This window comes from Limnobacter sp. SAORIC-580, assembly GCF_013004065.1.
Classification (GTDB): Bacteria; Pseudomonadota; Gammaproteobacteria; order Burkholderiales; family Burkholderiaceae_B; genus Limnobacter; species Limnobacter profundi.
In genome coordinates this window covers 1,428,884-1,453,683 of record NZ_CP053084.1, presented here as the reverse complement: position 1 = coordinate 1,453,683, position 24,800 = coordinate 1,428,884, and the positions used below count along the sequence as shown (strand labels likewise).

Genomic DNA, 24,800 nt, shown 5'->3' with positions numbered 1-24,800 from the left:
GATTAACTCCCAACTCGTGTTGGATTTTTTCTAAATTTGGAAGGCTGGGCGAAGCAAAATCTCTAAATCAGCACAGGCTTGAGTACAGGCTGACTCCAGTTGCGGTGTAAAATGCGCTCATCTCGCGGTAGTACAATGGATAGTACGAGGCCCTCCTAAGGCTTAGATACAGGTTCGATTCCTGTCCGCGAGACCAGGCATAAAAAAAGCCCCTGACTTGTCAGGGGCTTTTTCATTCACACGCTGGCTTGTTCAGCTGGCTTGCTCGGTCACAATTTTCCAGCGGCCGTCTTCTTTCTTCAAACGCAATGTTTTGCGAACATTGTCCGAGTACTTGTCGGCTTTGTAGGCCTGGTCAAACTCGGCAGTGGCTTCTTCGCCATTGATTTGAACATTCAGGTTGCTGATATCGACCTCAATACTTGCCTTGCTTGCGATTCGGGCACGGCGCTGGCTTTCCCATTGTGCCCGGCTTTGCGCACCAGGCAACTCGAAGTTGGCCGAGTAGAAGCTGAGGTAGCCCTCCACATCGCGTGCACTCCAGGCTGCCGCCCAGTTGCTGACCACCTCAGTCACCTCCGCTTGAAGCTGGGCCGGGCTTGGACCGGCTGGTGCAGCAACAGGTGCTGCGGGAGCAGCAGCTGTTTCACCGCCCAACAAGTCGTCTGCGGCGGGCGCAGCCGGATCAAGCATGGTATCTGCTGCGGGGTCCATGGCTGCTGGATCTGCAACAGGTTCAGCAGCAGGTGCTGGTTCTACAGCCGGTGTAGGCGATTGATCAAGCACTGCCGGGCGAAGTTGATCCAGTCCAAGGAAGTGACTGACTGGCTTTAAACCATCCGCATTGTTGATCAAAGCCTGACCACCGTAAGTCACAATCAGCAAGCCGATAAACAAGGTGTACACGGGCAGCAACCAGCGCTCGTAGCGATAGTAGAAAGGCTTGTGCTTTGTTTCCTCGGCGGCTTTGTCCATTTCTTCTTCGCCAACCACCTGCCTTGCAAGCAGCTGGTTCAACGCGACAGGCGGTGACAGATAACCCAACTCAAACGCGGTGATCACAATCATCCAGAAATGAACAGGATGAATGCCGTTGCTGTAGGCAATTGGTGCGACCGTGGCCGACACGAGGATAACCGCACCGAACGGATCCATGACCATGCCGATGAAGACCATCATGAACATGAAGATAGTCAACGCCATCCAGATACTGCCCATTTCGGCAGGCACAATGCTCATCAGACCAGAGCGTTCGATCATGCCGCCTACGCTAATGGACAGGGCCATCAACATGATCAGAGCGCCAATGTGACCAATCGTTTCTGTTGTAGCGCTGCGTACCGCCATTTCCAGGCCTTCGTTCTTTTTCTTGTCTGCCTGTGTATCGCCACCTACTTTGGTGGGGCCACCACGCAGCTTGTCGAAAATAATCACGAACAACATGATCACGGGCAACATCACTGGTGCAGTAAATTCGTCCAGCTTGGTATCCAGCAGGTACTCATAGCCGTAAACCACCAACAACATGATCAAGATGTAAGGCGAAACTGGCACCAAGGCGCGAAGCGACTGCGGTAGGGCCTCTTTGGCCTTTGCACGCTCTGTCACACGCCCTTCTGCTTTCAGCAGCGCAATGATCATGAAAATCGTAGAGGTCAGGATGAATACGAACAAACCCCAGCCATACAATTCGCTTGTAGTAACTTCTTTGTTCAAGGCCGCAATAACCACGATGAGCAGACAAGGGCGAAGTACCACACCCAGTGAACCCGACATGGCGGTAGCGGCCAATGCAAAGTGGCGCCGTGCGCCAACGGCCAGTACCTCACGGTACACAATGGCACCAGCCGCGATCACGAACACACCAGAGGCGCCTGTGTAGGCTGTGGGCACAGCAGCAGCCAGCAACACAATGTAGGTAAACACCTCAGGCGGTAATTTCCATGGACGCAGAATGTCCATGAACAGGGAAACCACGCGGGTTTGCTTGAGCAACATACCTGCCCACAGGTACAAGGCCAGGTTCAGGAAAATGCTCGACAATTCGGTGATTTGGCCAAAATAAATTGCCAAACCTGCGACGTAATCGTCCATGAAGAAGTTGATACCCGCATTCAAGGCCATGAACGCATACAACGGGATACTCAACAGACCCATGCCGTAACTTCCGCCCTCCTCGGCTTGTGCGGGAATTTTCAGCACGTCTTTCAAACTGATGAAGGACAGTGCTGCAAACAGGGCAATCGCGATAATGCTGATCAGCGGATTTTCAACCGCCACGCCCGAATCGTATTGAAGTTTCAGGTAGTAGCTGGCCGAAATCGTCATCAGCAAGTTGGCACCCAACATCGCCAATGAATAGACCTGAAAGTCTTTCTTGGTGCGGGGTGGACGCAGGCTGATGTGATGAAAATGCTTGGTGGTTGAAATGGCGGCAATCGCGACCATGATCAACAAAATCAATGGGCGATTCTCTGTACCAAACTTGAAAATACCAAAGAAACCGGTTTCGACCTCGCGGAATGCCTCCACTTCAGGAGTAATCGCTTTGCTGACCCGTTCGTACACGGCGAAGCGCTCGCGACACTGGTCGCGCGCAGCCTCCAGCGAGGCACGGATTTCGTTCGGATCAATTGCAACATCACCAAACAACAAATCGAGATCGGACTTGGGCGCGCTTTCAGCATCGGCAAGCTGTTTGGCGACCAGTGCATCAATGTCGGGGTTGGCTTCACAGGTGGGTGCTGAAGGATCGGCACGCAACAGGAAGTATTGAACCTGGTTTTCGGGATCGCCAAACATGCGCTCGCCTAGCCGCAAGAGCTGGCCATGCACCATTTCGCCGGTACCAATAATCAGGGTAAGTAACAGCAGTGAGAAAATCGGGAGGCTGGACAGCCATTCGGATGGCGTGCGACCAAACCATTTTTTGCCGGCGGAACTCTGCATAACGGATCCTTATCAGCGTCAATCGACTGATTGACTGATCTAATTAGCTATTTAAGATAATAAAAAAGGGGCAACGGCAAGCCCCTTTACTGCAAAGGCAAACTGGCGGGAATAAGCCCCGCCAAATTCTGTTACAGCTCAGTTTTTGTAGAACACTCAGAGTCGGCACGGTTCACACCACAACGAATCTGTTTCATGATGTTCAAAGCCTTGGGGTCGTAAGATCCGCTCTTGGCGAGACTGATACGGGATTCGCGCAACAAGATGGTGTATTTCACAGAGTCGGCGGCAGGAATATCCATCCATGCACCATTGGGGATGCCCTTTTCAGCATTGGTAATGATTTGCATGCCGGCCGGGAATTTCTTGGACCAGTAGTCACGTGATTTTTGTGCGAAGCCTTCAGGGAACTTGCTCTTGTTCACGATCAATTGGTAAGTAAGAACAGCAACCGGGAAGCGAACAATAGCCCCTGCGTTACCCAAGCCCTTGTAGAGTTCCAAAGGTTTGTAGGCAGCAGCAGGCGCAGCAATAATGTCAACAGAGCCGTTATTGAACTTGGCACCAAAGTTGGAAATGTCAGCCGACACGGGTGAGGCGCCCACTTTGGAAATCATTTCCTTTTGGGCTGAGTCGTAATCAAACGAGGCAATCTTCTTGCCAGCCAGTTTTTCAACTGAGTTGATGTCGCGGCTTTTCACATACAAGTAAGCAGCGCCAAACGGGAAAATACCCGCCACCTGATAGTTGCCTTGCGTCATTAGCGCGTCTGCTTTCTCAGTAGCGAACAGTTGAATGGTGCGCTTGACAACTTCATAACTCAAAGGCATGTCCACTTTGCCGTCTTTCACCACGGAAGCAGCACCCAAGGCGTCGATTGAACCGGCAACCGAGTTGTATGCACGGGTACGGAAAGACGTAGCAACCAACATGTCACATTGGCCGGTCTTGAAGTTTTCCGAGGCGATTTTTTCATCGGTGAACGCTTCAAGCTCCAGGTCGGCACCAAAGCCCTTGGCGGCGAGAACGTAGTCTTTGCTCAGGTTGAACACATCACCGCCCGCGCCCAGAATGTCGAACACGCATACTTTCTGTTTGGCCAAAGCCGGTGATGCGGACGCCATCAGAGCCAAGCCGAAGCCTGCTGTGATTGCTTTCATTTTAAATGTCATTGTCTGGTCTCCCAAAATTGTGTTTCTGCGCCTTGTACCAGCTGCTAGAGTGCTGTCAAGGCTTGCTGTGAGCAAAAACTTAGTTCAACAAGTCGTCCACGTTCATGCCAGCAGGCATCGCGGCTTCTTCATCCCAATACTTTCCCATGCTGCCCACTGGGGTGCGAGTACCTACATTTTCTGTCCAGTAACGGTCGGAAAGGTTGGTCATCACAGCAACGGAAATACCTTCAACCAATGCGTATTGTTCGCTTGGTTTGAAATCTTTGACATTGGCAAACCGCTTGGTCGAGTCGCGGAAACGGGTGGTATCGCCCACTGCCAGCGAGGACAAACCGTACATCACGTGAGAAAGGCGAACACCCTGACGCTCGCCAATCAGCATGGACAGGCGGAATGTACCCCACACGTCTTTGCCTTCAGAGGCACCCGGCAAAATACTCCACACCACAGCACGCGCTGCATTGGGAGCACCCCACCATTTGGCATTCGATATGCAGGTGAGCGCGCGTTCGGATTTCGGTGCGATGTCGGTGGGTACACCTACCATTTGCTGGGAAGCAATGTCGTTTACCACGGCTTGAAGGCCAGCCACGGTGCCTAGCAGGTAGGTCAGTTCGTCGAAATCTCGTTCAAACTCGGGGCAACCCTCGCCGTACTCGAAGTTGTATTTGTCTTCAAGCTTGTTGCGCATGGCTTCAAACGCGCGCAGCTGACGGCGGGCCGTAATTTCCAGCAAGCGCTTTTGACCGATACGGGCGTCTTGGGCTTCTTCAATGTTGTTTTGCTTGGAGGCACGCAGGTAGCGCAGCTCTTCTTCCACGGCGCGCTGTTCGGAACAGGCGGCAGAGGAAACCAGCAACAGGGATTCAAGCAGTTGGGGGTCGCCACCAAACGCGCGGGTACCACCTGAGATTAGAGGAAAGTTGCCTGTGGCAAAACGACAGGCCATGTCGACATCGTCGATTTCAAGCTGAGGAGGAATAATTCGGCGTTCAATCAGGTTAATCGCGAGGTTTGTGGCACCCCGCTCAACGCTTGCGCAACCTGCCGCAAATGCAACCACTCCCGAAATGGCCAATAAACGCCATACGCCAGCTTTGATCATTGATGTCTCCGTTGATTTTTCTTTTATACCTTGTCTGGTCAATATTTGGATTTGACCTTTGAGTAACAAGGTTTGCGCACGTTATTAAACCATGAAATATTCACCCATCCAAGGGAAAGTAAACAGTTGTTAATAGAAGCGTCATTCTATTTAACCCGGCAAACCCAAAGAAAGATGCCAAAACACCCCGCAATTGAAGGCAATAAATTGTTAAAAAGCGCGGAGAATAAAGTATCTCCATGTTGCCCTCTCGAAATTCATGATGCAGATTGACCTACCGGCAGACAATCCCGACACCGCTGCAAAGGACAACACAGGCAAGCCTGAGCAGATGAAGCAGGCCGTGAAGGACATGACGCCGCTGAAGGGCAAAACTGCACTGGTGGTCGATTCTGCGTTGGCTACTCGCCGCGCGCTTCAGGATCAACTTTCGCAATTGGGTGCCAAGTCAGTTATTTTCGCCAGCTCGGTTTCTGAAGTTGAACAACATTTGAGTTCTCGAGAATTCGCGCTGATTGTTTGCGAATATCAGCTTGAAGGCGACCGCAACGGCCAACAATTGCTGGAAGACTTGCGGGTGAACAAAAAACTGGCCTGGTCCACCGCATTCATGATGGTGACCGGTGAGCGAAGTTATGGCAATGTTGTCGCAGTGGCCGAGTTTGAGCCTGACGATTACCTGATCAAACCTTTCACGGCATCGACGCTGTCAGACCGTGTGGTTCGAATATTCAACCGGAAGATTCGCCTGGCTGAAGCCTACCGTTCAATGTTCGAGGAACGCTTTCAGGAAGTACCGGGCATTTGCGAAGATCTGGAATCCCGGTTTCCCCAGTACCTGAATGAACTTGAACGCATGCGTGTTGAGTCGTTCTACAGGTCTGCACAGTATGAGAAAACCGAGCAGGAATTGCTCGCCAAACTTGAGAAAGCCCCCAAGCCCTGGATGCAGTTGTTGCTGGCCAGGGTGAATCTTGAGAAAAAACAGTTTGAAGAGGCCAATGAACTGCTCAGTGAAGTCGTGAAAACAAACCCGGAATACCTGGCAGCAAGCGACCTGTTTGCTGACGTGCTTTGGGAACAGAACCGCCCTGCCGATGCATTGGATATTCTTGAGAAAATGGGTGCGAAATCACTGTCATCGACTACACGCTTGCGCAAGCTGGCCGACCTGGCCGTTCGGATTGGCGACAATACACGATCAAAGAACTACCTGACGAAAGTAATTGACCGATCTCGAAACACCTCACTTTCGCAAATTCACGACTACCTTCAGCTGTCGAAAATTTATGTAAAAGAAGGTCGACATGAAGAGGCTGAGAAATTGACTGCAAAAATGCGCAGCACCGTGAACTCTGCCGAGCTCGACCTGGCACGCGCCATGATGGCGATACAAAAAGACATCGCCGATGGACGAGGGGTGAAAGCCAGTGACAAACTGACCGCGTTTTTCGAGAGTAATTCAGATGTACTGCCCACGCTTGAACCCGAAACATTGACCAGCCTGCTGGAGCTTTGTTTTGCTGTAAACATGGACACCAGGGGATATGAACTGGCCAGCCAAATTACCAAGCACAAGCCCTCCAAGGCCATGCTGGACAGAATTCGTGCAGCGATTTCGGATTTCAAAAGCAACCAAGGCACCGCCAGCGACTGAAAACACGGCCAACTACAAGGCCCAGGCAGACTTGATCAATTCATCCAGATAAGCGCCATAAAACTCGGGCAAACTGGCGCCCAACAAGGGCTTTCCAGCCGCAGTACCTTTGGCATTGAACACCATGACTGTGGGTGAAAACTTCACATTTAACGGACCAGCCAGAGATTTGCCGGTATACCTGTTGCCGTCAAACCAGGTAAAACTGCGTTTGTTGTCGGAGAAATCAATTTCGTAAACTGCCACCCTACCCTCGTAACCAGGATCGGCGTGAATGTGACGAAGCGATTGTTGTCTGACTTTTTCGCAGTAAGCACAATCGGGCAAAGAAAACAAAATCACCACGGCGGGTACTTTCCCGTGCTGAAGATTCGATGGAAAAGAAAGAGTACCGCCACCCGCGCCAAACGCGGGTGAAAACCAGGCAAACAACACAAACAGCCAAATTGCTTTCATGCAATTTAGACCACAAACCCTGGGTTGTCGTTCATTCCGATCAATTTGGGTGTGTAAGGCACTTTGGTGGCCACTGTTTTCTGGTCTTTCAGGTACGTTTCTACCACGTCCCAAATTGGCGGTTCGCCGTTGTTGCGGGCTTCCTCAGCCACAGGGGCCCAACCCGCCACCTTGTAAGTTTTCGAGGCCTCAATGGGTTTGCCGTTCAAGCGCATGTCTGAAATACGCTGACCAGCTTCGCCGTTGGGGTTGCAGGTGTAGGTCAAACCACCCACACGCACCATGTCACCACCCTGCTGATAATACGGGTCGGGGTTGAACAGGTTGTCACACACATCCTCAAGCACTGTTTTGATGAACTCGCCTTTCATCTGCGTGAGCGTGGTGTTGGGATAAGTAATTGCGGTTTGATCCATCAGGTGTTCGCGCGTGATGGTTTGGCCGGGCAGCAAGGAAGTACCCCAACGGAAACCAGGAGAAAACGCAATTTCAGCGTCTTTCACTTCAATCAAGGCATCAATAATCAATTGATCCCAACTGCCATTGAAATTGCCACGGCGGTACAGCAAGCCTTCGCTCACGGCCAGGGGTTCGCTCAGCTTTTCGATATAGGGTTTGCGCACATTGCGCACAAAGGCATCCATGTCGGGATCGGCTGGCAGCATGTTCGAGAACACGGGCAACAAACGGTATTTGAAATCCCGCAACTTGCCACCTTGAATATCCATGTCGAGCACACCCAAAAACTTGCTGTTGCTGCCCGCGTTGGTCACGTAGGTGGTACCCGACGAATTTTTCACAGGAATGGCATTGGGCACACCATCGTGTGTGTGGCCACCCAGAATAAAATCGATGCCGGTGACACGGCTTGCCATTTTCAGGTCAACATCCATGCCGTTGTGTGAAAGCAGAACCACTGCTTGCGCGCCTTTGGCACGCACTTCATTCACCACTTCCTGCATGCTTTCTTCCTGGATGCCATAAGACCAATCCTTCACAAAGTAACGCGGATTGGCAATTGGGCTGTAAGGAAACGCCTGGCCAATGATTGCAACCTTGCAACCATTGATTGTTTTCATCACATGGCTGGGAAACACGGGGTCGCCAAAATCGGCGGTTTTGATGTTCTGCGCAATGATGTCGATTTTGCCTTTGAAATCCTTTTCAGCCACTTCAAGAATTCGATCTGAACCGTAAGTGCATTCCCAGTGCAAAGTCATCACATCCACGCCCAACATTTTTGCAGCATCGACCATGTCTTGCGCATTGGTCCACAAGCTGGTGGCCGAGCCTTGCCAGGTGTCGCCGCCATCAAGCAACAGCGCACCTGGCCGGTTGGACTTCATCATTTTGACCAAAGTTGACAAATGCGCGAATCCGCCCACCTTGCCGTAGTGCTTCGCAGCCTCTTCAAAATTCAGATAGGTGAATGCATGTGCCTGTGCTGAACCGGGTTTGATGTTGAAGGCTTTCAGCAGCGATTCGCCCACCAAATGGGGTGCTTTTCCAAATGCGGCAGCCACGCCCAAATTCACATTGGGCTCTCGAAAATAAATCGGCACCAGTTGGGCATGGCAATCGGTCATGTGCAGCAAGCTGGCATTGCCAAAAGGTTTCAGGTCGTACAGTTTTTCACCGTGACCACCAGCCAGCACATGGGGTGAGTTGATCGCCATGCCAGCAGCCGAGGCGGCCGCCAACATGCCCATGAATTCGCGTCGATTCATCTGCATAGGTATTTACTTGTTGACCGGTGATTCTGGTGCCATCAACAGGGCCATCACATCTTTCAACTGGGTTTCAGTCAAAATGCCCTCGGCCCCAAAACGTGGCATGTTGGAACATGCGTTGTAGGCATGCGAGTTCCAGATTTTGGCCCAGGTGTACTTCATGATTTCTTCAGAATTGCCGCGCAGCTTGCCGTACTGGTACAAGGAAGGACCAATGTTGCCATACGACAATTCTTGAGGTGCCAGTTGATGACAGGCGTAACAGTTGCCGCCCGCAGCCGTACCTTCCTTGTCGGAGAACTGAAAACCCACGCCGGTTTGAGCAATTTTTTCGCCTGCTTTCCAGTCACCCAGAAATTTGCCATCGGCTGGATACTTCACCGCAGACAAGGCGGCATTTTGCAGCTCGGTGCGTTTCGCATCAGGCAAACCGCCAGGTGCTGTCTCCGCCAAAGAGCACGCTTTTTGAAGCTCGGTTTGGTTCACGCGTTCAAGTTTGGCGATGCCCTTCTCCTTGAACGATGACAACATGAGCTGGTGGATCTCTTCATTGCTTGGCTCGGCCACGACAGATTGGCTGTCTGTATTTGCGCACGCTGCCAACATAGCGACCAGTAACAGCCCAGTTGAATATTTGATTGTACGAAGCATGTTTGTTCTCCTTGTTGTTAGCGCTTAAGCGAAGTGGCCTGCATGGTACCGCCCTCGGCTTTCACACCCAGGAAGGTAATCAGGTCGATCGACGCTTGCGAGCCATACTTCAACTCGGGGAAACGTTGCTGACGGAAACAATCGTACATGCGCCATTGCATGGAACGAACCGCGCCCTGCGACACCCGGTAGGCCGGCCAGGCGGCGAATGCGGCTTGTGCAGGTTCGGGTTTGGTCAGGTTCGGTAAGCCTTGCAGGCGAATGCGCTGGTCATCGCTTGCGTGGCAACTTGCACATGAAAAATCGTAGGGGCCGGCACGGTAGAAGAAAATTTTCTCGCCACGGGCGCGCGATGCCTTCTCCTCGGGATGGCCTTGAGGAACCTTGATGGCAGCACCACGCGATTGCGCGTAGATATACGCCACCAGCGACTCGAGCTCAGTGGGCTTTTCACCTGCGCCCGAGTATGGCTTCTTGGTAACCTCTGCAACATCGCGACCTTGCAAAGTCACCATGCAATGCACCAGGCGAGTTTCAACATCCATCACTTTGCCCGCATCACCGAAAAAACGTGGCATTGTGGCGGCAACACCCTCTAACTTGCCAGGCCCTGCACCCATATCACATTGCTCAAGTGATGCATTTTTAGGGCCTTGCGGCTTGCTCCAAAGGTCTTCGCCGCGCAGTTCAACCAACTCTGCCGGATTGCCATCGGCCAGCATGTCGCGGTATTCCTGAATACCTTGCTCGGTGGTTTTTTGAGCGTACGCACTCATGGTGAAGGAAGCCATTGCTCCGGCGCCCACAAAGGCCACAACGGCTAGCTTGGCCGCTGTTTTTGCTGTTTGCCTCATCTCACACCCCTTTTTATGGTTATGAATTAATTGGAGATTACGCCACTTTGGTTTTGTCAGTTCGGGAATCACCCTTGTTGTCAGTCCATGTGATTTCGACTGTGTCACCCACTTTGCCGCCTTTGAAAGAAAAGGACAGGAAGGGATTCTTGGACACCGCTGGGCCCCAATTGGCCATCAAAACCACTTTGTCATTGCACTTGGCCGTGACGTTTTGAATAAACCATGCGGGCACAAGGCTGCCATCGGAGGCCTTGCGCTGGCCGGTTTCCATTTCATGCGCCATCAACACTTTCACTTCCACTTCGTCGCCACTGGCTTTGGCGCGAATTTTCATTGGATCACCCATGTTTTTCTCCTGAATTTTTTAATTAACCGCCACAACCACCGAGGGTCACCTTGACCTCTTTCTTGGCAAAGTAATACTTGCCATCGGCCTTCACGAGCGCATACACATCGCTTGACTTACCCATTTTTACGCGTGTATTCACCTTGGCATCTGTGCCAGCAGGAATCATGAATTGAGCAGACAACATGGAGGGATTGTTTGCCACCAGCAAAGCCACTTCTGTGGTGTTTTTCAGCTTGCTGTCGGCACCCACTGGCACCACCGCACCGTTTTCGGCGATATCAGGTGCAATCACTGTGATGTCTTTACTCTCAGTGGGCATACCTGCACCCAGTGCTTTCATCAGCTCGTCCAACGACTTTGCACCGAATGCTTTCTCGGGATAACCGGCCGCTGCAAATACCTCGTTTGGTTTGATCAATCCGGCAGCAACTGCCAAGCCCAGCACTGTCAGGCCTGAAGAGGCCTTCAGCACGGTGCGTCTGTTTTGGTTCATTGACTAATTCCTCCTAAAAATTTCGTGAATCACTTCTCTTGGACCCGCCCCGTCACTTCATTGTTCACTGCGGATTTGTTGTGGGCCGGTGACAAAGTCGACACACCCCGAACAGGTCCCACCAAACGGTTCTGGTCCTGTAGATTGCCATGTGCATCACGTGCGTAATCGGGCAAAAAAGAAATGACTTTCGCGTCAGGTTTGCAGTTTGACATGCAACGCGGCTCTTTCACATCGGGTTTACCCGAGGGCAACCACATGCCATGGTTGGTTTGCATGCCATTTCGATTCGGCAATTTGGCTTGGGTTTGAGTCATGTTTTGGTCGCTCAGCACAAAGTCGTCGCCCACCACACCACCCATATTCAAAATATAGGCTGTCACCGCATACACTTCTTCAGTGCTCAGGCTTTTCGGCGCAGTCCATGGCATTGCGCGATTGATGTAATCCCACAAGGTGGACAAGGTTGGGACTTTCATCAAGGTGGTTCGCTGTGGGGCCGAACCATCTTTCAATGATTGCACACGACCCTTTTTAATATCTTCCGCTGTGGTACCACCCACAATTGGTGTAAAGATTTCATTGCTTTCGCCAAACACGCCGTGGCAAGAGGCGCATTGCGCATCCCACACTTCCATACCCTTGGCCACACTGCCGCTGCCTTTGGGCAAACCGACAAAATCAGGACGGACATCAATGTCCCAGGCTTTGACTTCATCGGGAGTGGCCACACGCCCCAAACCGTCAAACGCCTGGGCAGCTCCTGTTTTCCAAAGCAGCGAACACAGCAACACAGCCACCGCAGCATGGCTGAGCAAGCCGACTAATTTGGTCCTGTTCTCCATTTTGTTCATTTTCACCCCACATGCACGTTGTGCACTTCACCAGCGGCATCCACGCGCCAACTTTGAATTGCGTTGTTGTGGTAAATGCTTTTGTCATCGCGTTTTTCGCGAAGAGTTCGGTAGCTGGGCTGAACATAACCGGTGCTGTCCACTGCCCTGCTTTGCAACAAGACCTCACCTTTGCCGTCCCACACCCAAGGCAGGTTGAAACGGGTCAGCGATTTGTCATGAACCGGGCCTTGCAATTTGGCTGTTTTCCAGCTTCTCCCGCCGTCAGTTGAAACATCAACCGCTGTAATTTTTCCCCGGCCGCTCCAGGCCAGCCCCGTGATGTTGTAGAAGCCAGGGCCGAGTAACTGTTGACCACCGGAAGGCGTGGTGATTACCGATTTGCATTCCTGAATCGAGGTGTACTGGCGATGCGTGCCATCTGGCATCAAATCAACATAGTGAATGGCCTCGTCTTTGGTGCCATAAGGTTTGTCACCCACTTCAATGCGGCGCAAGTACTTCACCCAGCTTACGCCTTGCACGCCCGGTACGACCAAACGCAGGGGGTAGCCGTTTTCGGGGCGCAGCATTTCTCCATTTTGGCCATAGGCCAGCAACACTTCACCACTTTCAACCAACTCCATGGGAATGGTGCGGGTCATGGAGGAACCATCGGCACCTTCGGCCAAAATGAAGCGTCCCTTCTTCAGATCCACACCACAGTATTCCAGCACCTTGATCAGCGGCACACCTGTGAATTCGGAGCAACTCAACATGCCGTGCGTGTACTGAACGGTGGGCACTGCAACATTGGCCCATTCCATACCCGAATTGGCGCCGCACTCAATGAAATGAACCCGGGAAACCGATTCCATGCGCATGAGTTCATCCACCGTGAACACCATTTGCCTTTTCACCAAGCCGTTGATCATCAAGCGGTGCTGGGTGGGGTCGATGTCCCACCAACCTTGGTGGTGACGCTCAAAATGAAGCCCTGATGGCGTAATGATTCCGAACAAGCCCTGCAAGGGGCAAAATGAAACAGAGGAGCCACCCACACGGGTCAGGCCCGGAGACTCACGGCGTTGCAGGTTCTTCTCATACTGCGAAGGCATGCCATAAGGCATGGTGGCCACGGGTTGCCCCAACCCTTTGCTGTGTTCAGGCAAATTCAAAATGGCCAGGTCGCCCTGCGCTGCCATGGCAAACCGGGGCGAGGCCACCATAGCACCTGCTGCACTGCTGGCCACCGCTGCGGCAAATGCTTTCTTGAAAAAACCACGGCGGTCTGTGTCGCTGGCACGGTTGACGAAAGCCATGTCACCGCGACTGACAAAATTTTCCGGGGCTCGTCGAATTTGGCCCAACGGAGTGCCTGAAGGAATGTCAAACGACACAAATGTCTCCTGGATATGATCATTGTGGACACATTGCGCATCGTACTTAATATTTATATGCGCATATGCTCATATCTAGAATTTACGCTCTAAACTTCACTTGTGCAAGCAGTTTGACGCTAGGGTTTCTTCTTAGTCTTTTGCCCGGCCTTTTGCTCAGTTTTCCGCTTTCTCAGGCTGTCATGGTCGATTTTGTAGTCGGGTTTGGAGATGCCCTGGCTGGTGGGGTCTGTGGGCAACACATTGTGTACAGCCTGTGCACCCACCTTGGCCACAAGGCGCACCGTGTCGTAGGCTGAGTGGGTAATTTTCTTCTCCACCATGTGCACAGCCGATGAAATTGGCGCAATTGGACGAATCTTCTTCAACACTGAAAACGGAATGTCTGCAATTCGGCGATGCACACCCTCAACCTGACGCGTGCCTTCGTCAAGCGTGGCAGATACCAAGTCAACGATGCCTCGCAAATGCGGTTCAAGTGACTTTTTTCGGGACATACAAACCTCTTTGGGCCTTGATTGTTGTTGATCGAATTCTAGAAGAGATTCGAATTCAGCGGTAGGCAAACCATTCCACTGTAAAATAACCAAATTCAGAGACAGATTCAAACATTGTGGCAATTATTATTTACGACCTGGAGTGTGAATACTCCCACCGCTTCGAAGGCTGGTTTCGATCCAACGAGGATTTTGATGACCAACGCGAACAAAAACTGCTGACCTGCCCCGAGTGTGGCACATCTGCCATTCGCAAAGTGCCCTCCAGGATCAACATTGGCGGAAAGGCACCTGTTGGGTCCAAAGGTGGTGAGGCGAAAAGCGCCGATGTGCCAGCTGCACCCGCAGCGCAAAAGCCCAACTCAGTAGATGTGGCCACTGCCTTTGTCATGGCCCGCCAGGCCATTCAGGCCTTGATTAATCACTCGGAAGACGTGGGTGACCGCTTTGCGGAAGAGGCTCGCAAAATTCATTATGAAGAAGCCCCCATTCGCGCCATTCGCGGACAGGCCAGCCCCGAGGAATTTGAAGAGTTGCGTGATGAGGGCATTGAAGTAATCGCCCTGCCTGTGCTGCCCAGTGAAGAAGAATTGAACTGACCCCAGCGGCCATCAGTGCCGCTTATTTCACGCGGCGCTTTTCGAGTTTGCGGGCCAGCGTGCGTCGGTGCATGCCCAGCCGGCGCGCCGTTTCCGAAATATTGAAATCGGTTTCCACCAGGACCTCGTGGATTCGTTCCCATTCCAGGTTTTTGATCGAAGTGGTCCGGTTGGTGAGTTCAACAGGTTCGCTACCCGCCACATGGCCGAAAGCTGCTTCGATGTCGTCGGTGTTCGAGGGTTTGGCCAAGTACTGGCAGGCCCCCAGTTTAATAGCCTCAACTGCGGTGTTAATACTCGCAAAGCCAGTTAACACCACGATCAACATGGCTGGGTTGTGTGCATGCAGGGCCTGAACGCAATTCAGGCCTGAAGAATTGCCGCTTAGCTTTAAATCGACCACTGCATGGGTTGGCGTTTGCTTCAAAAGTACCGCTTGCATTTCTTCCTGGCTGCTGGCGTGAAGCACTTTGTAATCACGCCGCTCAAATGAACGCTTTAACACGCGGGCAAATGCCTCGTCGTCCTCAACCAGCAACAAAAGCCTTTCCATACTGCTACCTTGGCTCATGGCGATTTGTTCTCCTGCAAAATCATGGCATTTAACGGCAAGGCAATCACCACTTCTGCACCGCCCTCTTTGCGATTGTTCACCGTGAGTGTGCCGCCCAATGTGCGCGCCACATTCATGACCAGAAACAAACCAAGACCACCACCCGGGCGACCCTTGCTCGAATTGTAGGGCGTGCCCACCTGTTCAAGAATGTCGGCCCTGAAACCCGGGCCTTGATCGGCGACGGTTAAAAACAATTGTTCCTGATTTTTGGACACTTCAAATCGCAACCAGTTCGGTGACACTTCCAGTGCGTTGTCCAGCACATTGAACACCATTTGCTTCACAGTTGAATCAAACGCAACGGTGAATTCTTCGTCAATGCTGTTGGTGTATTCAAAGTACTGGGCTGGGCGGCTGCTTTCCCACTCTTCCACTAGGCTTTCGAAAAACTCGTTCAGGCTGGTTTTTGAAGAAGACTCCCCACGCGTTTCGCCTGCCGACAATAAAATGCCACTGACAATGCTTTTACAACGAAGCAGTTGCCCTTCAATTTCCTCGATTTCTTCCAGCATGGCCGGGTCTTTTGAAAATTGGGGCATGCGTTTCCAGTCGCCCAACACCACAGACATGGTCGCCAAGGGCGTACCCAGTTCATGTGCGGCACCACTGGCCAACAGGCCCATTCGCACAATGTGCTCTTCCTCCGCGGCGCGCTGCCGCAGGCTGGCCAAAGCGGCGTCACCAGCGCGCAAGTTGCGCCCAATTCGTGTAATGAAAATAACCAACAAAGCCGCGTTCAGTACGAAGCAAATGACCAGGCCTGTGGCATACAAATCGGCAAGTTTGTAAGTGCTGTTCAGCGGCCACACCAGTGGCTTGTTGACGATCGACAAAAAAGCCAGACACAGCGTGGTAATGGCCACCACCAGCCAGGTCGACTCTGCGCGCAACAACACCGCACTTAAAATAACCTGCAACAAAAACAGAAATACAAAGGGATTGTTAATACCGCCGGTGAAATAAAGCTGTGCTGTCAGGCTGGCGATATCCACCAGCATGGCCAAAAACAATTCGCGATTGCTGACCACGCGTTCTTCGTGCCAGCGAAGATGGCTGCCAATATTGAACGCGATCAGGCACACCATCACGGCCAACATGTTAAACAGGGGCAACTGTATGCCAAAGCCCCAAGTGGCGACCAAGATAGTGGCGATTTGACCACCCACAGCCAACCAGCGCAGGTGAATCAAATGCAACATGTTTTTGTGGCCGGTTTCATTCAATACGTTTGTTTCATCAAACGCGCTGGCGCCTTGGCGAATGGAAACAATGTCGGAATTAATGGCCATTGAAATACGAATCCTGCTGGGGAACCTGAAAAAGCGGGCTTAGGCCTGAGTAGCTTGCTTGCGATTCAGCCACACGGTGATACCCGCCACCATCAAGGCCAAAGCATACCAAGTGAAGGCGTACACCAAATGGCTGTTGTGAAACTTGATGACGGTTAATCCATCCACTGGATAAGTTTTGGGGGTAAATCCCGTAATTTCTTCTCCAAGGTTGCGTGGCGTGCCCGCATCAATGAGGTATGGGGCAACAGACTTCAAATTGTGATGCTTTGAAAGCGCGTCAATGTCACGTGAGTACCAGCGATTGCCGGCCGGGTCGTTCTCTCGCAAAAATGCGCCACCCGTTTCGCTGAGTCTTAGCAAGCCGCGCACTTCGAACTGACCCTGGGTATTATCAACTGTCATGGGGTCGGCTTCATTCACCGGAATGTACCCCCGATTAATCCACACAATCTCGCCGTTGGCCTGGCGCAGGGGCGTGAGTAACCAGTGCCCAGCCCCCAATGCGGTGGTGGCCTGCACACGAGTGGTGTACTGGGGCAGCAAGGCACCTTGCAGTTTCACGTTCAAATATTCATGGGTATCGCGGTTTACGGCCGGCCATTCAGCTGCTCTCGGTGCATCAACAGGCGGAGCATGCACCCGGTTTTCAACCCGCTCAATCAGGTCGAGTTTGTAGTCAAGCCTGAAAACCTGCCAGGTGCCGAGCGAAAGGAATACGGTGAAAAAAAAGGCCGCCAGGGCAAAGCCCAGCAGCCTTTTGATTGAACTGGATGCATGCACTGAATGGGGCTTTGACACATCATTCATCCCGCACCACACTCCTTCACTTCAACTGTTGAATCGACTCAATGGCCTCGTGATTCATGCCCGGCATCATATTGGTGTTCAAGTGGTACATCACCCAAATTGAACCCACCAGCGTGATCACCACAATAATCAGGGTGAACATCAAGGCCAGCATGGTCCAGCCACCTTCCGATTTGCTGTTCATGTGCAGGAAGTAAACCATGTGCACCACCATTTGAACAGCACCTAGCGCCAGAATCACCAAAGCCGTGGTGGTTGAACTTTCAAATACCCCGCCCATGACCAAGGCGAACGGGATTACCGTCAGGATAACTGCAAGCACAAAGCCGATGGTGTAATCGCGCATGCTGACATGTACTTCATCTTCATCATCGTGGTGGTCGTGATGGTCGTTGGCGTTGTGTGGATGTGCGCTCATGGCAATACTCCCATCAAATAAACGAAGGTAAACACACCGATCCAGATCACGTCGAGGAAGTGCCAGAACATGGAAAGGCACATCACGCGGCGGCGGTTTTCAACAATAAGACCGTGCTTGTTCAATTGGAACAACAACACCACCAGCCAGATGATGCCGAAGAACACGTGCAAACCATGGGTACCCACCAGTGCAAAGAAGGCGGTCAGGAAACCACTGGTTTGCGGTGTGGCACCAATGCTGATGAAATGCCAAAATTCGTAGATTTCAACAGCCAGAAATGCCAGACCAAGCACGCCGGTGATGGCAAGCCACTGAATGGTTTTCTTCAGGTTGCGGTTTTGCATGCCCACCATAGCCACGCCATAGGTGATTGAACTGAGCAACAGGAATGCTGTGTTCAGGGCCACCAAATTCAGATCGAAAATTTCCGCGCCCGTCGGGCCACCGGCGTAGTTGCGACCAATGACCGCGTAGGTTGCAAACAGACAAGCGAAAATAAGGCAGTCGCTCATCAGGTAAATCCAGAAACCTAGCGAGGAACCGTTTTTCGGGTGGTGATCTTTCACGTAATAACGTGAACTTGGATCAGCCGATGCAGTCCCGGCTGCATTCATCGCTGAATTCATCACTAAATCAGACATGGGCTTGCTCCAGTTTCGTGCGCGCGTCTTCCGTGCGGGCCACTTCGTCGGCCTTGATATAGAAGTCGCGTTTGTAATTGAATGTGTGTGCAATCACAGCCACCAACAAGGCCACTGAACCACCTGCGGCCAGCCACCAAATGTGCCAGATCAGGGCAAAACCAATGACCGCGCTGATTGCAGAAATAATGAAGCCTGCAGCGGTGTTCTTGGGCATGTGAATATCAACAAAACCATTTGTTGGGCGCTTGTAGCCATTCTTTTTCATGTCAGCCCACGCATCGGTGTCGTACACCACGGGAGTAAACGCAAAGTTGTACTCTGCGGGCGGGCTTGAAGTTGCCCACTCCAGCGTACGACCACCCCAGGGGTCACCGGTGGTGTCGCGCAACTTGGCGCGATCACGGTATGTTGCGTAGAACTGCATGATCATGGCGGCAATACCCACTGCAATCATGGCTGCACCCAGGGCTGCAATCTGGAACCAGATTTGCAGGGACGGATCTTCAAACTGGCTCATGCGACGTGTAACACCCATGAGGCCCAACACATACAGTGGCATGAAGGCGAAGTAGAAACCAATGACCCAGAACCAGAAGGACACCTTGCCCCAGAATTCATTGAGCTTTACGCCCAGCGCTTTGGGTGCCCAAAAGTTGATGGCTGCGAACAGGCCAAACAACACGCCACCAATAATCACATTGTGGAAGTGAGCAATCAGGAACAGGCTGTTGTGCAACACAAAGTCAGCGGGTGGTACGGCCAGCAACACACCTGTCATGCCACCGATTACGAAAGTAATCATGAAGGCAATGGTCCACATCATGGGCAACTCGAAACTGATTTTTCCTTTGTACATGGTGAATAGCCAGTTGAATATTTTCGCACCCGTGGGGATGGAAATAATCATGGTGGTAATGCCGAAGAACGCATTGACACTGGCGCCACTGCCCATGGTGAAGAAGTGGTGCAACCAAACCAGGTAGGAAAGAATGGTAATTACGACCGTGGCGTACACCATGGAGCTATAACCAAACAAGCGCTTGCAGCTGAACGTGGACACCACTTCAGAGAACACGCCAAACAGCGGCAGGATCAGGATGTAAACCTCGGGGTGTCCCCAAATCCAGATCAGGTTCACGTACATCATGGAGTTGCCACCCAGATCGTTCGTGAAGAAGTTGGTGCCCAAATAACGGTCCATGGTCAACATGCCCAATACGGCAGTCAATACCGGGAAGGCAGCAACAATCAACACGTTGGCACACAGCGATGTCCAGGTGAAAATCGGCATTTTCATCAGGCTCATGCCAGGGGCACGCATTTTCACAATAGTCACGATCAGGTTAACACCCGACAGCAGGGTACCGACCCCCGCTATTTGTAGGGCCCAGATGTAATAGTCAACCCCCACATACGGACTCTGGAAAATTCCAGACAAAGGTGGGTAGGCCAACCAGCCGGTCATTGCGAACTCGCCCACGAACAGGGATGCCATGATCAGCGCAGCACCCATGGCCGTCATCCAGAAACTGAAGTTGTTCAGGAACGGGAACGCAACATCGCGTGCACCAATTTGCAAGGGGATCAGGTAGTTCATCAGGCCCGTGATCAAAGGCATGGCCACAAAGAAAATCATGATCACGCCGTGGGCCGTGAAAATTTGATCGTAGTGATGCGGTGGCAAAAAGCCTTCATTGCCGTTGAAGGCAATGGCTTGTTGGGCACGCATCATGATGGCGTCTGCAAAGCCACGCAACATCATGACCAACCCCAAAATCATGTACATGATGCCGATTTTTTTGTGGTCAATGCTGGTGAACCAGTCGTTCCACAAAGTACCCCACAAACGATTCTTGTGAATCAAGGCCAGCAGTGTGATCCCGATCAGAATGGTCACTGCCAGCGTACCCATAATAATGGGGTCGTAATACGGGATCGCGTTGAGTGTTAGCCGCCCGAATATCGGGCTTGTTTCAATTGGATACTGAGTCATAGCCGTTCTTCTTGGATGAAGTAATGAGTGGAAGCGCGTCCGCGTTGGGTGCAATGGTGCACATGGCTTCATTGATCAGGATTGCCAGTTCGTCGGCTGACAAATTGGTGCGATTGCGCATGGAATCCGCCATCATTTGTGTGTCCATACACACCGTGCCTTCGACTACGCAACGGTTCACAATGGCGTGAAACAGGTTTTGCTCCACCTTGCCGTAGTACTCCACGGGGTGCTTGGTGGTGGGCTTCTCGAGTTCAAGGTAGGCTGCACGGTCCAGCTCTTTGCCATACGATTTGTTGCGCGCTACCCAATTGTCAAACTCATCCTGACTAACGCCGCGGTATTTGAAGCGCATGTGTGAAAAACCGGCACCACTGTAATTGGCCGAAAAGCCTTCCCACTCGCCTTGCTCGTTGATCACCGCATTCAAAGTAGTTTCCATGCCGGGCATGGAGTAAATTTGACCGGCCAGCGCAGGAATGTAGAACGAATTCATTACGGTGCTGGAAGTAATCTTGAAGCGCACGGGCACATTCACTGGGGTTACCAGCTCATTCACGGTCGCAATTCCTTGCTCGGGGTAAATGAACAACCACTTCCAGTCCAGCGATGTCACTTGAACCACCAGTGGTTTGTGGTCAGCTGGCAGCGGTGTGCTCGCGTCAATCCGATCCAATGGGCGATAGGGGTCGAGTTTGTGGGTACTTACCCAAGTGACCAAGCCCAGAATAATGATGATCAGCAAAGGCGCGCCCCAGATAACCAGCTCCAGCTTGGTGGAGTGGTCCCATTCAGGATCGTACTCAGCTTGCGAGTTGGCCTTGCGATACTTCCATGCAAAAAAGCAAGTGAGGAAAATAACCGGCACAATGATGATCAGCATCAACACTGTGGAAAGCACGATCAAATCGGCCTGTTGCGATGCGATATCCCCCTTGGGGTTCATCACAATGGTGTTACAACCTGCAAGCAGGAAAAGCGGCACCAGCAACAAAAGACTACGTTTCAGTGGCTTGAACATAATACCCAGCACAGTTAGGAAATGATTTCATGCTAATTTACTGACATGGGGTGGCGCTGGGCATTGGACATATTGTCCCAGTCGGCAAATTCCACTTTCAACCCATTGAAAATAAAAATAATATTGTCGCAAGCAAAGATTCGAGGAGAACTTCAAATGTCCGGCACAAGTACAATTCACGCGGAACAAGGCGTCACACCGGGCCACCATGGCAGCAACAGCAACGTCACACCTGGCGAAATTGCCATTGGGGTGGTTATCGGGCGGGCTTCTGAATATTTCGACTTTTTTGTGTATGCAATTGCCTCGGTGTTGGTGTTTCCTGCGGTGTTTTTCCCGTTTGAAGATCCGCTCACCGGCACGCTTTACTCTTTCCTGATTTTTTCATTCGCCTTCGTCGCCCGCCCCTTGGGCACTGTGGCCTTGATGATGGTGCAACAAAAATTCGGGCGAGAAACCAAATTGACTGTAGCTCTGTTCATGCTGGGTATTTCCACGGCGGGTATTGCTTTCTTGCCCAGCTATGCTTCGCTGGGCGCTGCTGCCATTGTGTTACTGGCTGTGCTTCGAATTGGTCAAGGCCTCGCGTTTGGCGGCTCCTGGGACGGGTTGCCTTCACTCTTGGCCTTGAATGCCCCTGAAAACAAACGGGGCTGGTACGCCATGTTGGGCCAACTGGGAGCCCCAATCGGCTTCATCATCGCGGCTGGTTTGTTTGCCTATCTGTTGTCTGCGTTATCGACAGCCGACTTCCTGGACTGGGGCTGGCGCTACCCCTTTTACGTGGCATTTGCCATCAACGTGGTAGCCCTGTTTGCACGCCTGCGCTTGGTGGCCACCAGTGAATACGCACGCTTGCTCGAAGAGCGCGAACTACAACCCGTGAAAGTCACTGAAATTGTGGGCTCGCAAGGCCACAATATTTTGGTGGGTGCTTTGGCTGCATTGGCCAGTTACGCGCTGTTCCATGTGGTTACCGTGTTCCCGCTGTCCTGGATTGCCCTGCACTCCGAACGCTCTATTTCCGAATTTCTGGTCATTCAAATTGCAGGCGCGGTGTTGGCTGCCGGTGCTGTGGTACTCAGTGGCGTGATCGCCGACAAACTGGGTCGCAGAAACACCCTGGGCTTCCTGGCAATTTTGATTGCTTTGTTCAGCTTCTTCGTGCCCCACATGATGGGCGGTGGCGACAACGGGCAAACCGCATTTATCCTGATCGGTTTCGTTCTGCTGGGTTTGTCTTATGGCCAGGCTGCTGGTGCAGTAACTGCCAACTTCAAGGCCAAGTACCGCTACATGGGTGCTGCGCTTACCTCCGATTTGGCCTGGCTGGTGGGCGCGGGTTTTGCGCCACTGGTGGCCTTGGGTTTGGCCGCGCATTTCGGTTTGGAATACGTCAGCCTTTACCTGCTTTCAGGCGCTGTGGGCTCACTGGCTGCGCTTAGCCTGAACCGTGCACTTGAACTGAAAGACTAAAGCTGAAAGTAATATGATTTTCAACACGCAATACCCGCTTGTGCAGGCGCCCATGGCGGGTGTGCAAACCAGTGCGCTGTGCATTGCGGTCAGCAATGCCGGCGGCTTGGGCTCCCTGCCCTGCGCCATGCTCACTGCCAGCCAACTTCGCACCGAATTACTGGCCATCCAGGAAGGCACCAAGAGGCCTTACAACGTTAATTTTTTTGCCCATACTCCACCGGAAATAGACGCGGCGCGCAACCTGAAATGGAAAAACGCACTGGCACCTTATTACAGTGAAATGGGCTTGAACATTGAAGAGTTTCCAAGTGGCCAGGGCCGAACACCGTTCAATGCAGAATCAGCTGAACTGCTCGAGGAATTCAAGCCGCCCTACGTCAGCTTTCATTTTGGTTTGCCCAAACCTGAATTGCTGAAGCGCGTGAAAGCCATGGGTGCACAAATTATTTCATCTGCGACCACGGTGGACGAGGCACTTTGGCTTCAAGCCCAAGGTTGCGACTTCATCATCGCCCAAGGTTTGGAAGCTGGCGGACACCGCGGGCACTTTCTGAACCATGATTTAAACCTGCAAATGGGCACATTTGCGCTGTTGCCGCAAATCGTCAAAGCTGTAAATGTACCCGTGATAGCCGCTGGAGGAATTGCCAGTTCAAAGGGCGTAACCGCAGCCATGGCTTTGGGTGCAGGTGCAGTGCAAGTGGGTACCGCCTACCTGCTGGCACCGGAATGCAGCACCAGCGCCATTCACAGAAAAGCATTGCAAAGTGAGGCTGCACGCCACACGGCATTGACCAACCTGTTCAGTGGCAGGCCTGCACGCGGCATTGTGAACCGGGTGATGCGTGAACTGGGTGCCCTGTCTGAATTCCCACCCGAATTTCCATTGGCCACACCCGGTATTGCGCCACTGCGGGCCAAGGCAGAAAGCATGGGTTCAGGCGACTTTTCGCCCCTGTGGGCCGGGCAAAATGCCAGTGAATGCAAAAATGCGAGCGCTGCGATGATTACCCACGAGCTCGCGCAGGGATTTTAGACCAGGAATAAACCAGCTAAGTCCTGCATCCAAAAGGGATTTTTGGAAGTATAAATAGCATATACATCCAATAATATCCGCGAGACATGCACCACCCCTTTCAGGCCTCAAGGCGCAAACGCGCCCTGTTTGTATTGTGCGCCGCCATTGTACTGGCGGCCTTTGGTTTTTACGCTTACAAACTCTCGGAAAAATCGGCCAACACAGTCAACCCGATCGACTCGGGATTCGCAAGAAGCATGCTGCTGCACCACGCGCAGGCCATTCAAATGTCGATGATGATGCGCGGTGCCGCTTCACCTGAAATTCAGGCTTTGGCGCAATCCATCATCATGAAACAAACCCGTGAAATGGGTGTAATGGAAGGCTGGCTAACAGCCTGGAACGAACCCGTGATGGTGGATGGCCCACCCATGGCCTGGGTTGAAAATGCCACCAACGTGCGCCACCTGGACGATCAGCTTTATCAGGCCCAATGCAAGGCCGATGGCGGTGCCATGGCCGGTGTGGCCACACCCGAACAACTTGAACAACTCAAAAACGCCAATGGCATTGAGAAAGAAGTTTTGTTTTTGGAGCTGATGCTGGCCCACCACCGCGCCGCAATTCCCATGGCCTGGTTTGCAAACCGCAACGGTGAAACAAGCCTGGTCAAAGCCCTGGCCAGCGCCATGATTCGCGACCAAGGCATGGAAATTGGCTGGATCCAATTGAAATTACAACAACTCAAAAAATCCTGA

23 protein-coding genes, 1 tRNA gene and 1 pseudogene are annotated in these 24,800 nt (G+C 52.2%); 6 read left to right on the top strand and 19 right to left on the bottom strand.

The genetic code is table 11. From position 1 onward, the window contains the following. Positions 1 to 121: 121 nt before the first annotated feature. Positions 122 to 196: transfer RNA gene (locus HKT17_RS06735), tRNA-Arg, on the top strand. 56 nt (positions 197 to 252) lie between these two features. Here HKT17_RS06735 and HKT17_RS06730 read toward each other — a convergent pair. From HKT17_RS06730 to HKT17_RS06720, 3 genes are all read right to left on the bottom strand, one after another. After that, entirely contained in the window at positions 253 to 2,949 is a 2,697-nt protein-coding gene (locus HKT17_RS06730) for a TRAP transporter large permease subunit (protein ID WP_171098803.1), read from the bottom strand. 131 nt (positions 2,950 to 3,080) lie between these two features. Then, positions 3,081 to 4,109, bottom strand: a complete 1,029-nt coding sequence (locus HKT17_RS06725; RefSeq protein ID WP_171098801.1) for a putative solute-binding protein — start codon at positions 4,107 to 4,109, stop codon at positions 3,081 to 3,083. Between the two features lie 91 nt (positions 4,110 to 4,200). Continuing rightward, positions 4,201 to 5,229: a hypothetical protein gene (locus HKT17_RS06720; RefSeq protein ID WP_171098799.1), complete on the bottom strand. Its 1,029-nt coding sequence runs from the start codon at positions 5,227 to 5,229 to the stop codon at positions 4,201 to 4,203. Positions 5,230 to 5,488: 259 nt separating this feature from the next. On the opposite strand from HKT17_RS06720, the gene HKT17_RS06715 reads away from it, so the two are divergent. Continuing rightward, positions 5,489 to 6,886: a response regulator gene (locus HKT17_RS06715; protein ID WP_171098798.1), complete on the top strand. Its 1,398-nt coding sequence runs from the start codon at positions 5,489 to 5,491 to the stop codon at positions 6,884 to 6,886. A gap of 12 nt (positions 6,887 to 6,898) precedes the next feature. Here HKT17_RS06715 and HKT17_RS06710 read toward each other — a convergent pair whose 3' ends face one another. The 9 genes and pseudogenes from HKT17_RS06710 to HKT17_RS06670 form a co-directional block, all read right to left on the bottom strand. Beyond that, positions 6,899 to 7,342 carry a thioredoxin fold domain-containing protein gene (locus tag HKT17_RS06710; protein ID WP_171098796.1) on the bottom strand — a complete coding sequence of 148 codons (444 nt, stop codon included), beginning with the start codon at positions 7,340 to 7,342 and terminating at the stop codon, positions 6,899 to 6,901. A gap of 5 nt (positions 7,343 to 7,347) precedes the next feature. After that, positions 7,348 to 9,075, bottom strand: coding sequence for a thiosulfohydrolase SoxB (soxB, locus tag HKT17_RS06705; protein ID WP_171098794.1), 1,728 nt, complete (start codon positions 9,073 to 9,075; stop codon positions 7,348 to 7,350). 6 nt (positions 9,076 to 9,081) lie between these two features. Next, positions 9,082 to 9,723 (bottom strand): sulfur oxidation c-type cytochrome SoxX, encoded by a 642-nt coding sequence (gene soxX / locus HKT17_RS06700; RefSeq protein WP_171098792.1) that lies wholly within the window; start codon positions 9,721 to 9,723, stop codon positions 9,082 to 9,084. Between the two features lie 17 nt (positions 9,724 to 9,740). Then, complete coding sequence (gene soxA, locus HKT17_RS06695) at positions 9,741 to 10,577, bottom strand: sulfur oxidation c-type cytochrome SoxA (protein WP_171098789.1); 837 nt, start codon at positions 10,575 to 10,577, stop codon at positions 9,741 to 9,743. Positions 10,578 to 10,614: 37 nt separating this feature from the next. Beyond that, complete coding sequence (gene soxZ / locus HKT17_RS06690) at positions 10,615 to 10,926, bottom strand: thiosulfate oxidation carrier complex protein SoxZ (protein ID WP_171098787.1); 312 nt, start codon at positions 10,924 to 10,926, stop codon at positions 10,615 to 10,617. A gap of 22 nt (positions 10,927 to 10,948) precedes the next feature. Continuing rightward, on the bottom strand, positions 10,949 to 11,422 hold the full coding sequence (gene soxY, locus HKT17_RS06685) for a thiosulfate oxidation carrier protein SoxY (protein ID WP_105028914.1): 474 nt from the start codon (positions 11,420 to 11,422) through the stop codon (positions 10,949 to 10,951). An 83-nt stretch (positions 11,423 to 11,505) separates the two neighbouring features. After that, positions 11,506 to 12,267 (bottom strand): annotated as a pseudogene (locus tag HKT17_RS06680) (c-type cytochrome); the annotation flags it as partial. Between the two features lie 11 nt (positions 12,268 to 12,278). Beyond that, a complete protein-coding gene (gene soxC, locus HKT17_RS06675) occupies positions 12,279 to 13,577 on the bottom strand; it encodes a sulfite dehydrogenase (RefSeq protein ID WP_240965957.1) in 1,299 nt (432 codons plus the stop codon). 197 nt (positions 13,578 to 13,774) lie between these two features. Further along, positions 13,775 to 14,152 carry a hypothetical protein gene (locus HKT17_RS06670; RefSeq protein WP_171098783.1) on the bottom strand — a complete coding sequence of 126 codons (378 nt, stop codon included), beginning with the start codon at positions 14,150 to 14,152 and terminating at the stop codon, positions 13,775 to 13,777. Between the two features lie 116 nt (positions 14,153 to 14,268). Here HKT17_RS06670 and HKT17_RS06665 point away from each other — a divergent pair, with 116 nt between their 5' ends. Next, entirely contained in the window at positions 14,269 to 14,751 is a 483-nt protein-coding gene (locus HKT17_RS06665) for a DUF1178 family protein (RefSeq protein ID WP_240605701.1), read from the top strand. Positions 14,752 to 14,773: 22 nt separating this feature from the next. Here HKT17_RS06665 and HKT17_RS06660 read toward each other — a convergent pair whose 3' ends face one another. From HKT17_RS06660 to cyoA, 7 genes are read right to left on the bottom strand one after another with little or no spacing between them, the layout of a single operon-like run. After that, positions 14,774 to 15,322 (bottom strand): response regulator transcription factor, encoded by a 549-nt coding sequence (locus HKT17_RS06660; RefSeq protein ID WP_105028910.1) that lies wholly within the window; start codon positions 15,320 to 15,322, stop codon positions 14,774 to 14,776. Further along, the gene (locus HKT17_RS06655; RefSeq protein ID WP_171098780.1) at positions 15,319 to 16,656 is read right to left on the bottom strand and encodes an ATP-binding protein; all 1,338 of its coding nucleotides are present in this window, start codon (positions 16,654 to 16,656) and stop codon (positions 15,319 to 15,321) included. The genes HKT17_RS06660 and HKT17_RS06655 overlap by 4 nt, the downstream gene beginning before the upstream one ends. A 39-nt stretch (positions 16,657 to 16,695) precedes the next feature. Further along, the gene (locus HKT17_RS06650; RefSeq protein ID WP_171098777.1) at positions 16,696 to 17,466 is read right to left on the bottom strand and encodes an SURF1 family protein; all 771 of its coding nucleotides are present in this window, start codon (positions 17,464 to 17,466) and stop codon (positions 16,696 to 16,698) included. Positions 17,467 to 17,482: 16 nt separating this feature from the next. Next, entirely contained in the window at positions 17,483 to 17,884 is a 402-nt protein-coding gene (gene cyoD, locus HKT17_RS06645; RefSeq protein ID WP_171098775.1) for a cytochrome o ubiquinol oxidase subunit IV, read from the bottom strand. Continuing rightward, positions 17,881 to 18,528: a cytochrome o ubiquinol oxidase subunit III gene (cyoC, locus tag HKT17_RS06640; protein WP_105028906.1), complete on the bottom strand. Its 648-nt coding sequence runs from the start codon at positions 18,526 to 18,528 to the stop codon at positions 17,881 to 17,883. The genes cyoD and cyoC overlap by 4 nt, the downstream gene beginning before the upstream one ends. Next, positions 18,521 to 20,524, bottom strand: coding sequence for a cytochrome o ubiquinol oxidase subunit I (gene cyoB, locus HKT17_RS06635; protein WP_171098773.1), 2,004 nt, complete (start codon positions 20,522 to 20,524; stop codon positions 18,521 to 18,523). The genes cyoC and cyoB overlap by 8 nt, the downstream gene beginning before the upstream one ends. After that, entirely contained in the window at positions 20,505 to 21,545 is a 1,041-nt protein-coding gene (cyoA, locus tag HKT17_RS06630) for a ubiquinol oxidase subunit II (RefSeq protein ID WP_105028905.1), read from the bottom strand. Before cyoA ends, cyoB begins: the two co-directional genes overlap by 20 nt. Positions 21,546 to 21,701: 156 nt before the next feature. Here cyoA and HKT17_RS06625 point away from each other — a divergent pair, with 156 nt between their 5' ends. The 3 genes from HKT17_RS06625 (at position 21,702) to HKT17_RS06615 (ending at position 24,800) form a co-directional block, all read left to right on the top strand. Continuing rightward, entirely contained in the window at positions 21,702 to 23,021 is a 1,320-nt protein-coding gene (locus tag HKT17_RS06625; RefSeq protein WP_171098770.1) for an MFS transporter, read from the top strand. Positions 23,022 to 23,034: 13 nt separating this feature from the next. Next, positions 23,035 to 24,060 carry an NAD(P)H-dependent flavin oxidoreductase gene (locus tag HKT17_RS06620; protein ID WP_105028904.1) on the top strand — a complete coding sequence of 342 codons (1,026 nt, stop codon included), beginning with the start codon at positions 23,035 to 23,037 and terminating at the stop codon, positions 24,058 to 24,060. A gap of 86 nt (positions 24,061 to 24,146) precedes the next feature. Then, positions 24,147 to 24,800 carry a DUF305 domain-containing protein gene (locus HKT17_RS06615; protein WP_171098768.1) on the top strand — a complete coding sequence of 218 codons (654 nt, stop codon included), beginning with the start codon at positions 24,147 to 24,149 and terminating at the stop codon, positions 24,798 to 24,800.

Coding starts and splice junctions, on each gene's coding strand:
- HKT17_RS06730 (WP_171098803.1), bottom strand. CDS start 2,949: ATGCAGAGTTCCGCCGGCAAAAAATGGTTTGGTCGCACGCCATCCGAA.
- HKT17_RS06725 (WP_171098801.1), bottom strand. CDS start 4,109: ATGAAAGCAATCACAGCAGGCTTCGGCTTGGCTCTGATGGCGTCCGCA.
- HKT17_RS06720 (WP_171098799.1), bottom strand. CDS start 5,229: ATGATCAAAGCTGGCGTATGGCGTTTATTGGCCATTTCGGGAGTGGTT.
- HKT17_RS06715 (WP_171098798.1), top strand. CDS start 5,489: ATGATGCAGATTGACCTACCGGCAGACAATCCCGACACCGCTGCAAAG.
- HKT17_RS06710 (WP_171098796.1), bottom strand. CDS start 7,342: ATGAAAGCAATTTGGCTGTTTGTGTTGTTTGCCTGGTTTTCACCCGCG.
- soxB (WP_171098794.1), bottom strand. CDS start 9,075: ATGCAGATGAATCGACGCGAATTCATGGGCATGTTGGCGGCCGCCTCG.
- soxX (WP_171098792.1), bottom strand. CDS start 9,723: ATGCTTCGTACAATCAAATATTCAACTGGGCTGTTACTGGTCGCTATG.
- soxA (WP_171098789.1), bottom strand. CDS start 10,577: ATGAGGCAAACAGCAAAAACAGCGGCCAAGCTAGCCGTTGTGGCCTTT.
- soxZ (WP_171098787.1), bottom strand. CDS start 10,926: ATGGGTGATCCAATGAAAATTCGCGCCAAAGCCAGTGGCGACGAAGTG.
- soxY (WP_105028914.1), bottom strand. CDS start 11,422: ATGAACCAAAACAGACGCACCGTGCTGAAGGCCTCTTCAGGCCTGACA.
- soxC (WP_240965957.1), bottom strand. CDS start 13,577: ATGGCTTTCGTCAACCGTGCCAGCGACACAGACCGCCGTGGTTTTTTC.
- HKT17_RS06670 (WP_171098783.1), bottom strand. CDS start 14,152: ATGTCCCGAAAAAAGTCACTTGAACCGCATTTGCGAGGCATCGTTGAC.
- HKT17_RS06660 (WP_105028910.1), bottom strand. CDS start 15,322: ATGAGCCAAGGTAGCAGTATGGAAAGGCTTTTGTTGCTGGTTGAGGAC.
- HKT17_RS06655 (WP_171098780.1), bottom strand. CDS start 16,656: ATGGCCATTAATTCCGACATTGTTTCCATTCGCCAAGGCGCCAGCGCG.
- HKT17_RS06650 (WP_171098777.1), bottom strand. CDS start 17,466: ATGAATGATGTGTCAAAGCCCCATTCAGTGCATGCATCCAGTTCAATC.
- cyoD (WP_171098775.1), bottom strand. CDS start 17,884: ATGAGCGCACATCCACACAACGCCAACGACCATCACGACCACCACGAT.
- cyoC (WP_105028906.1), bottom strand. CDS start 18,528: ATGTCTGATTTAGTGATGAATTCAGCGATGAATGCAGCCGGGACTGCA.
- cyoB (WP_171098773.1), bottom strand. CDS start 20,524: ATGACTCAGTATCCAATTGAAACAAGCCCGATATTCGGGCGGCTAACA.
- cyoA (WP_105028905.1), bottom strand. CDS start 21,545: ATGTTCAAGCCACTGAAACGTAGTCTTTTGTTGCTGGTGCCGCTTTTC.
- HKT17_RS06625 (WP_171098770.1), top strand. CDS start 21,702: ATGTCCGGCACAAGTACAATTCACGCGGAACAAGGCGTCACACCGGGC.
- HKT17_RS06620 (WP_105028904.1), top strand. CDS start 23,035: ATGATTTTCAACACGCAATACCCGCTTGTGCAGGCGCCCATGGCGGGT.
- HKT17_RS06615 (WP_171098768.1), top strand. CDS start 24,147: ATGCACCACCCCTTTCAGGCCTCAAGGCGCAAACGCGCCCTGTTTGTA.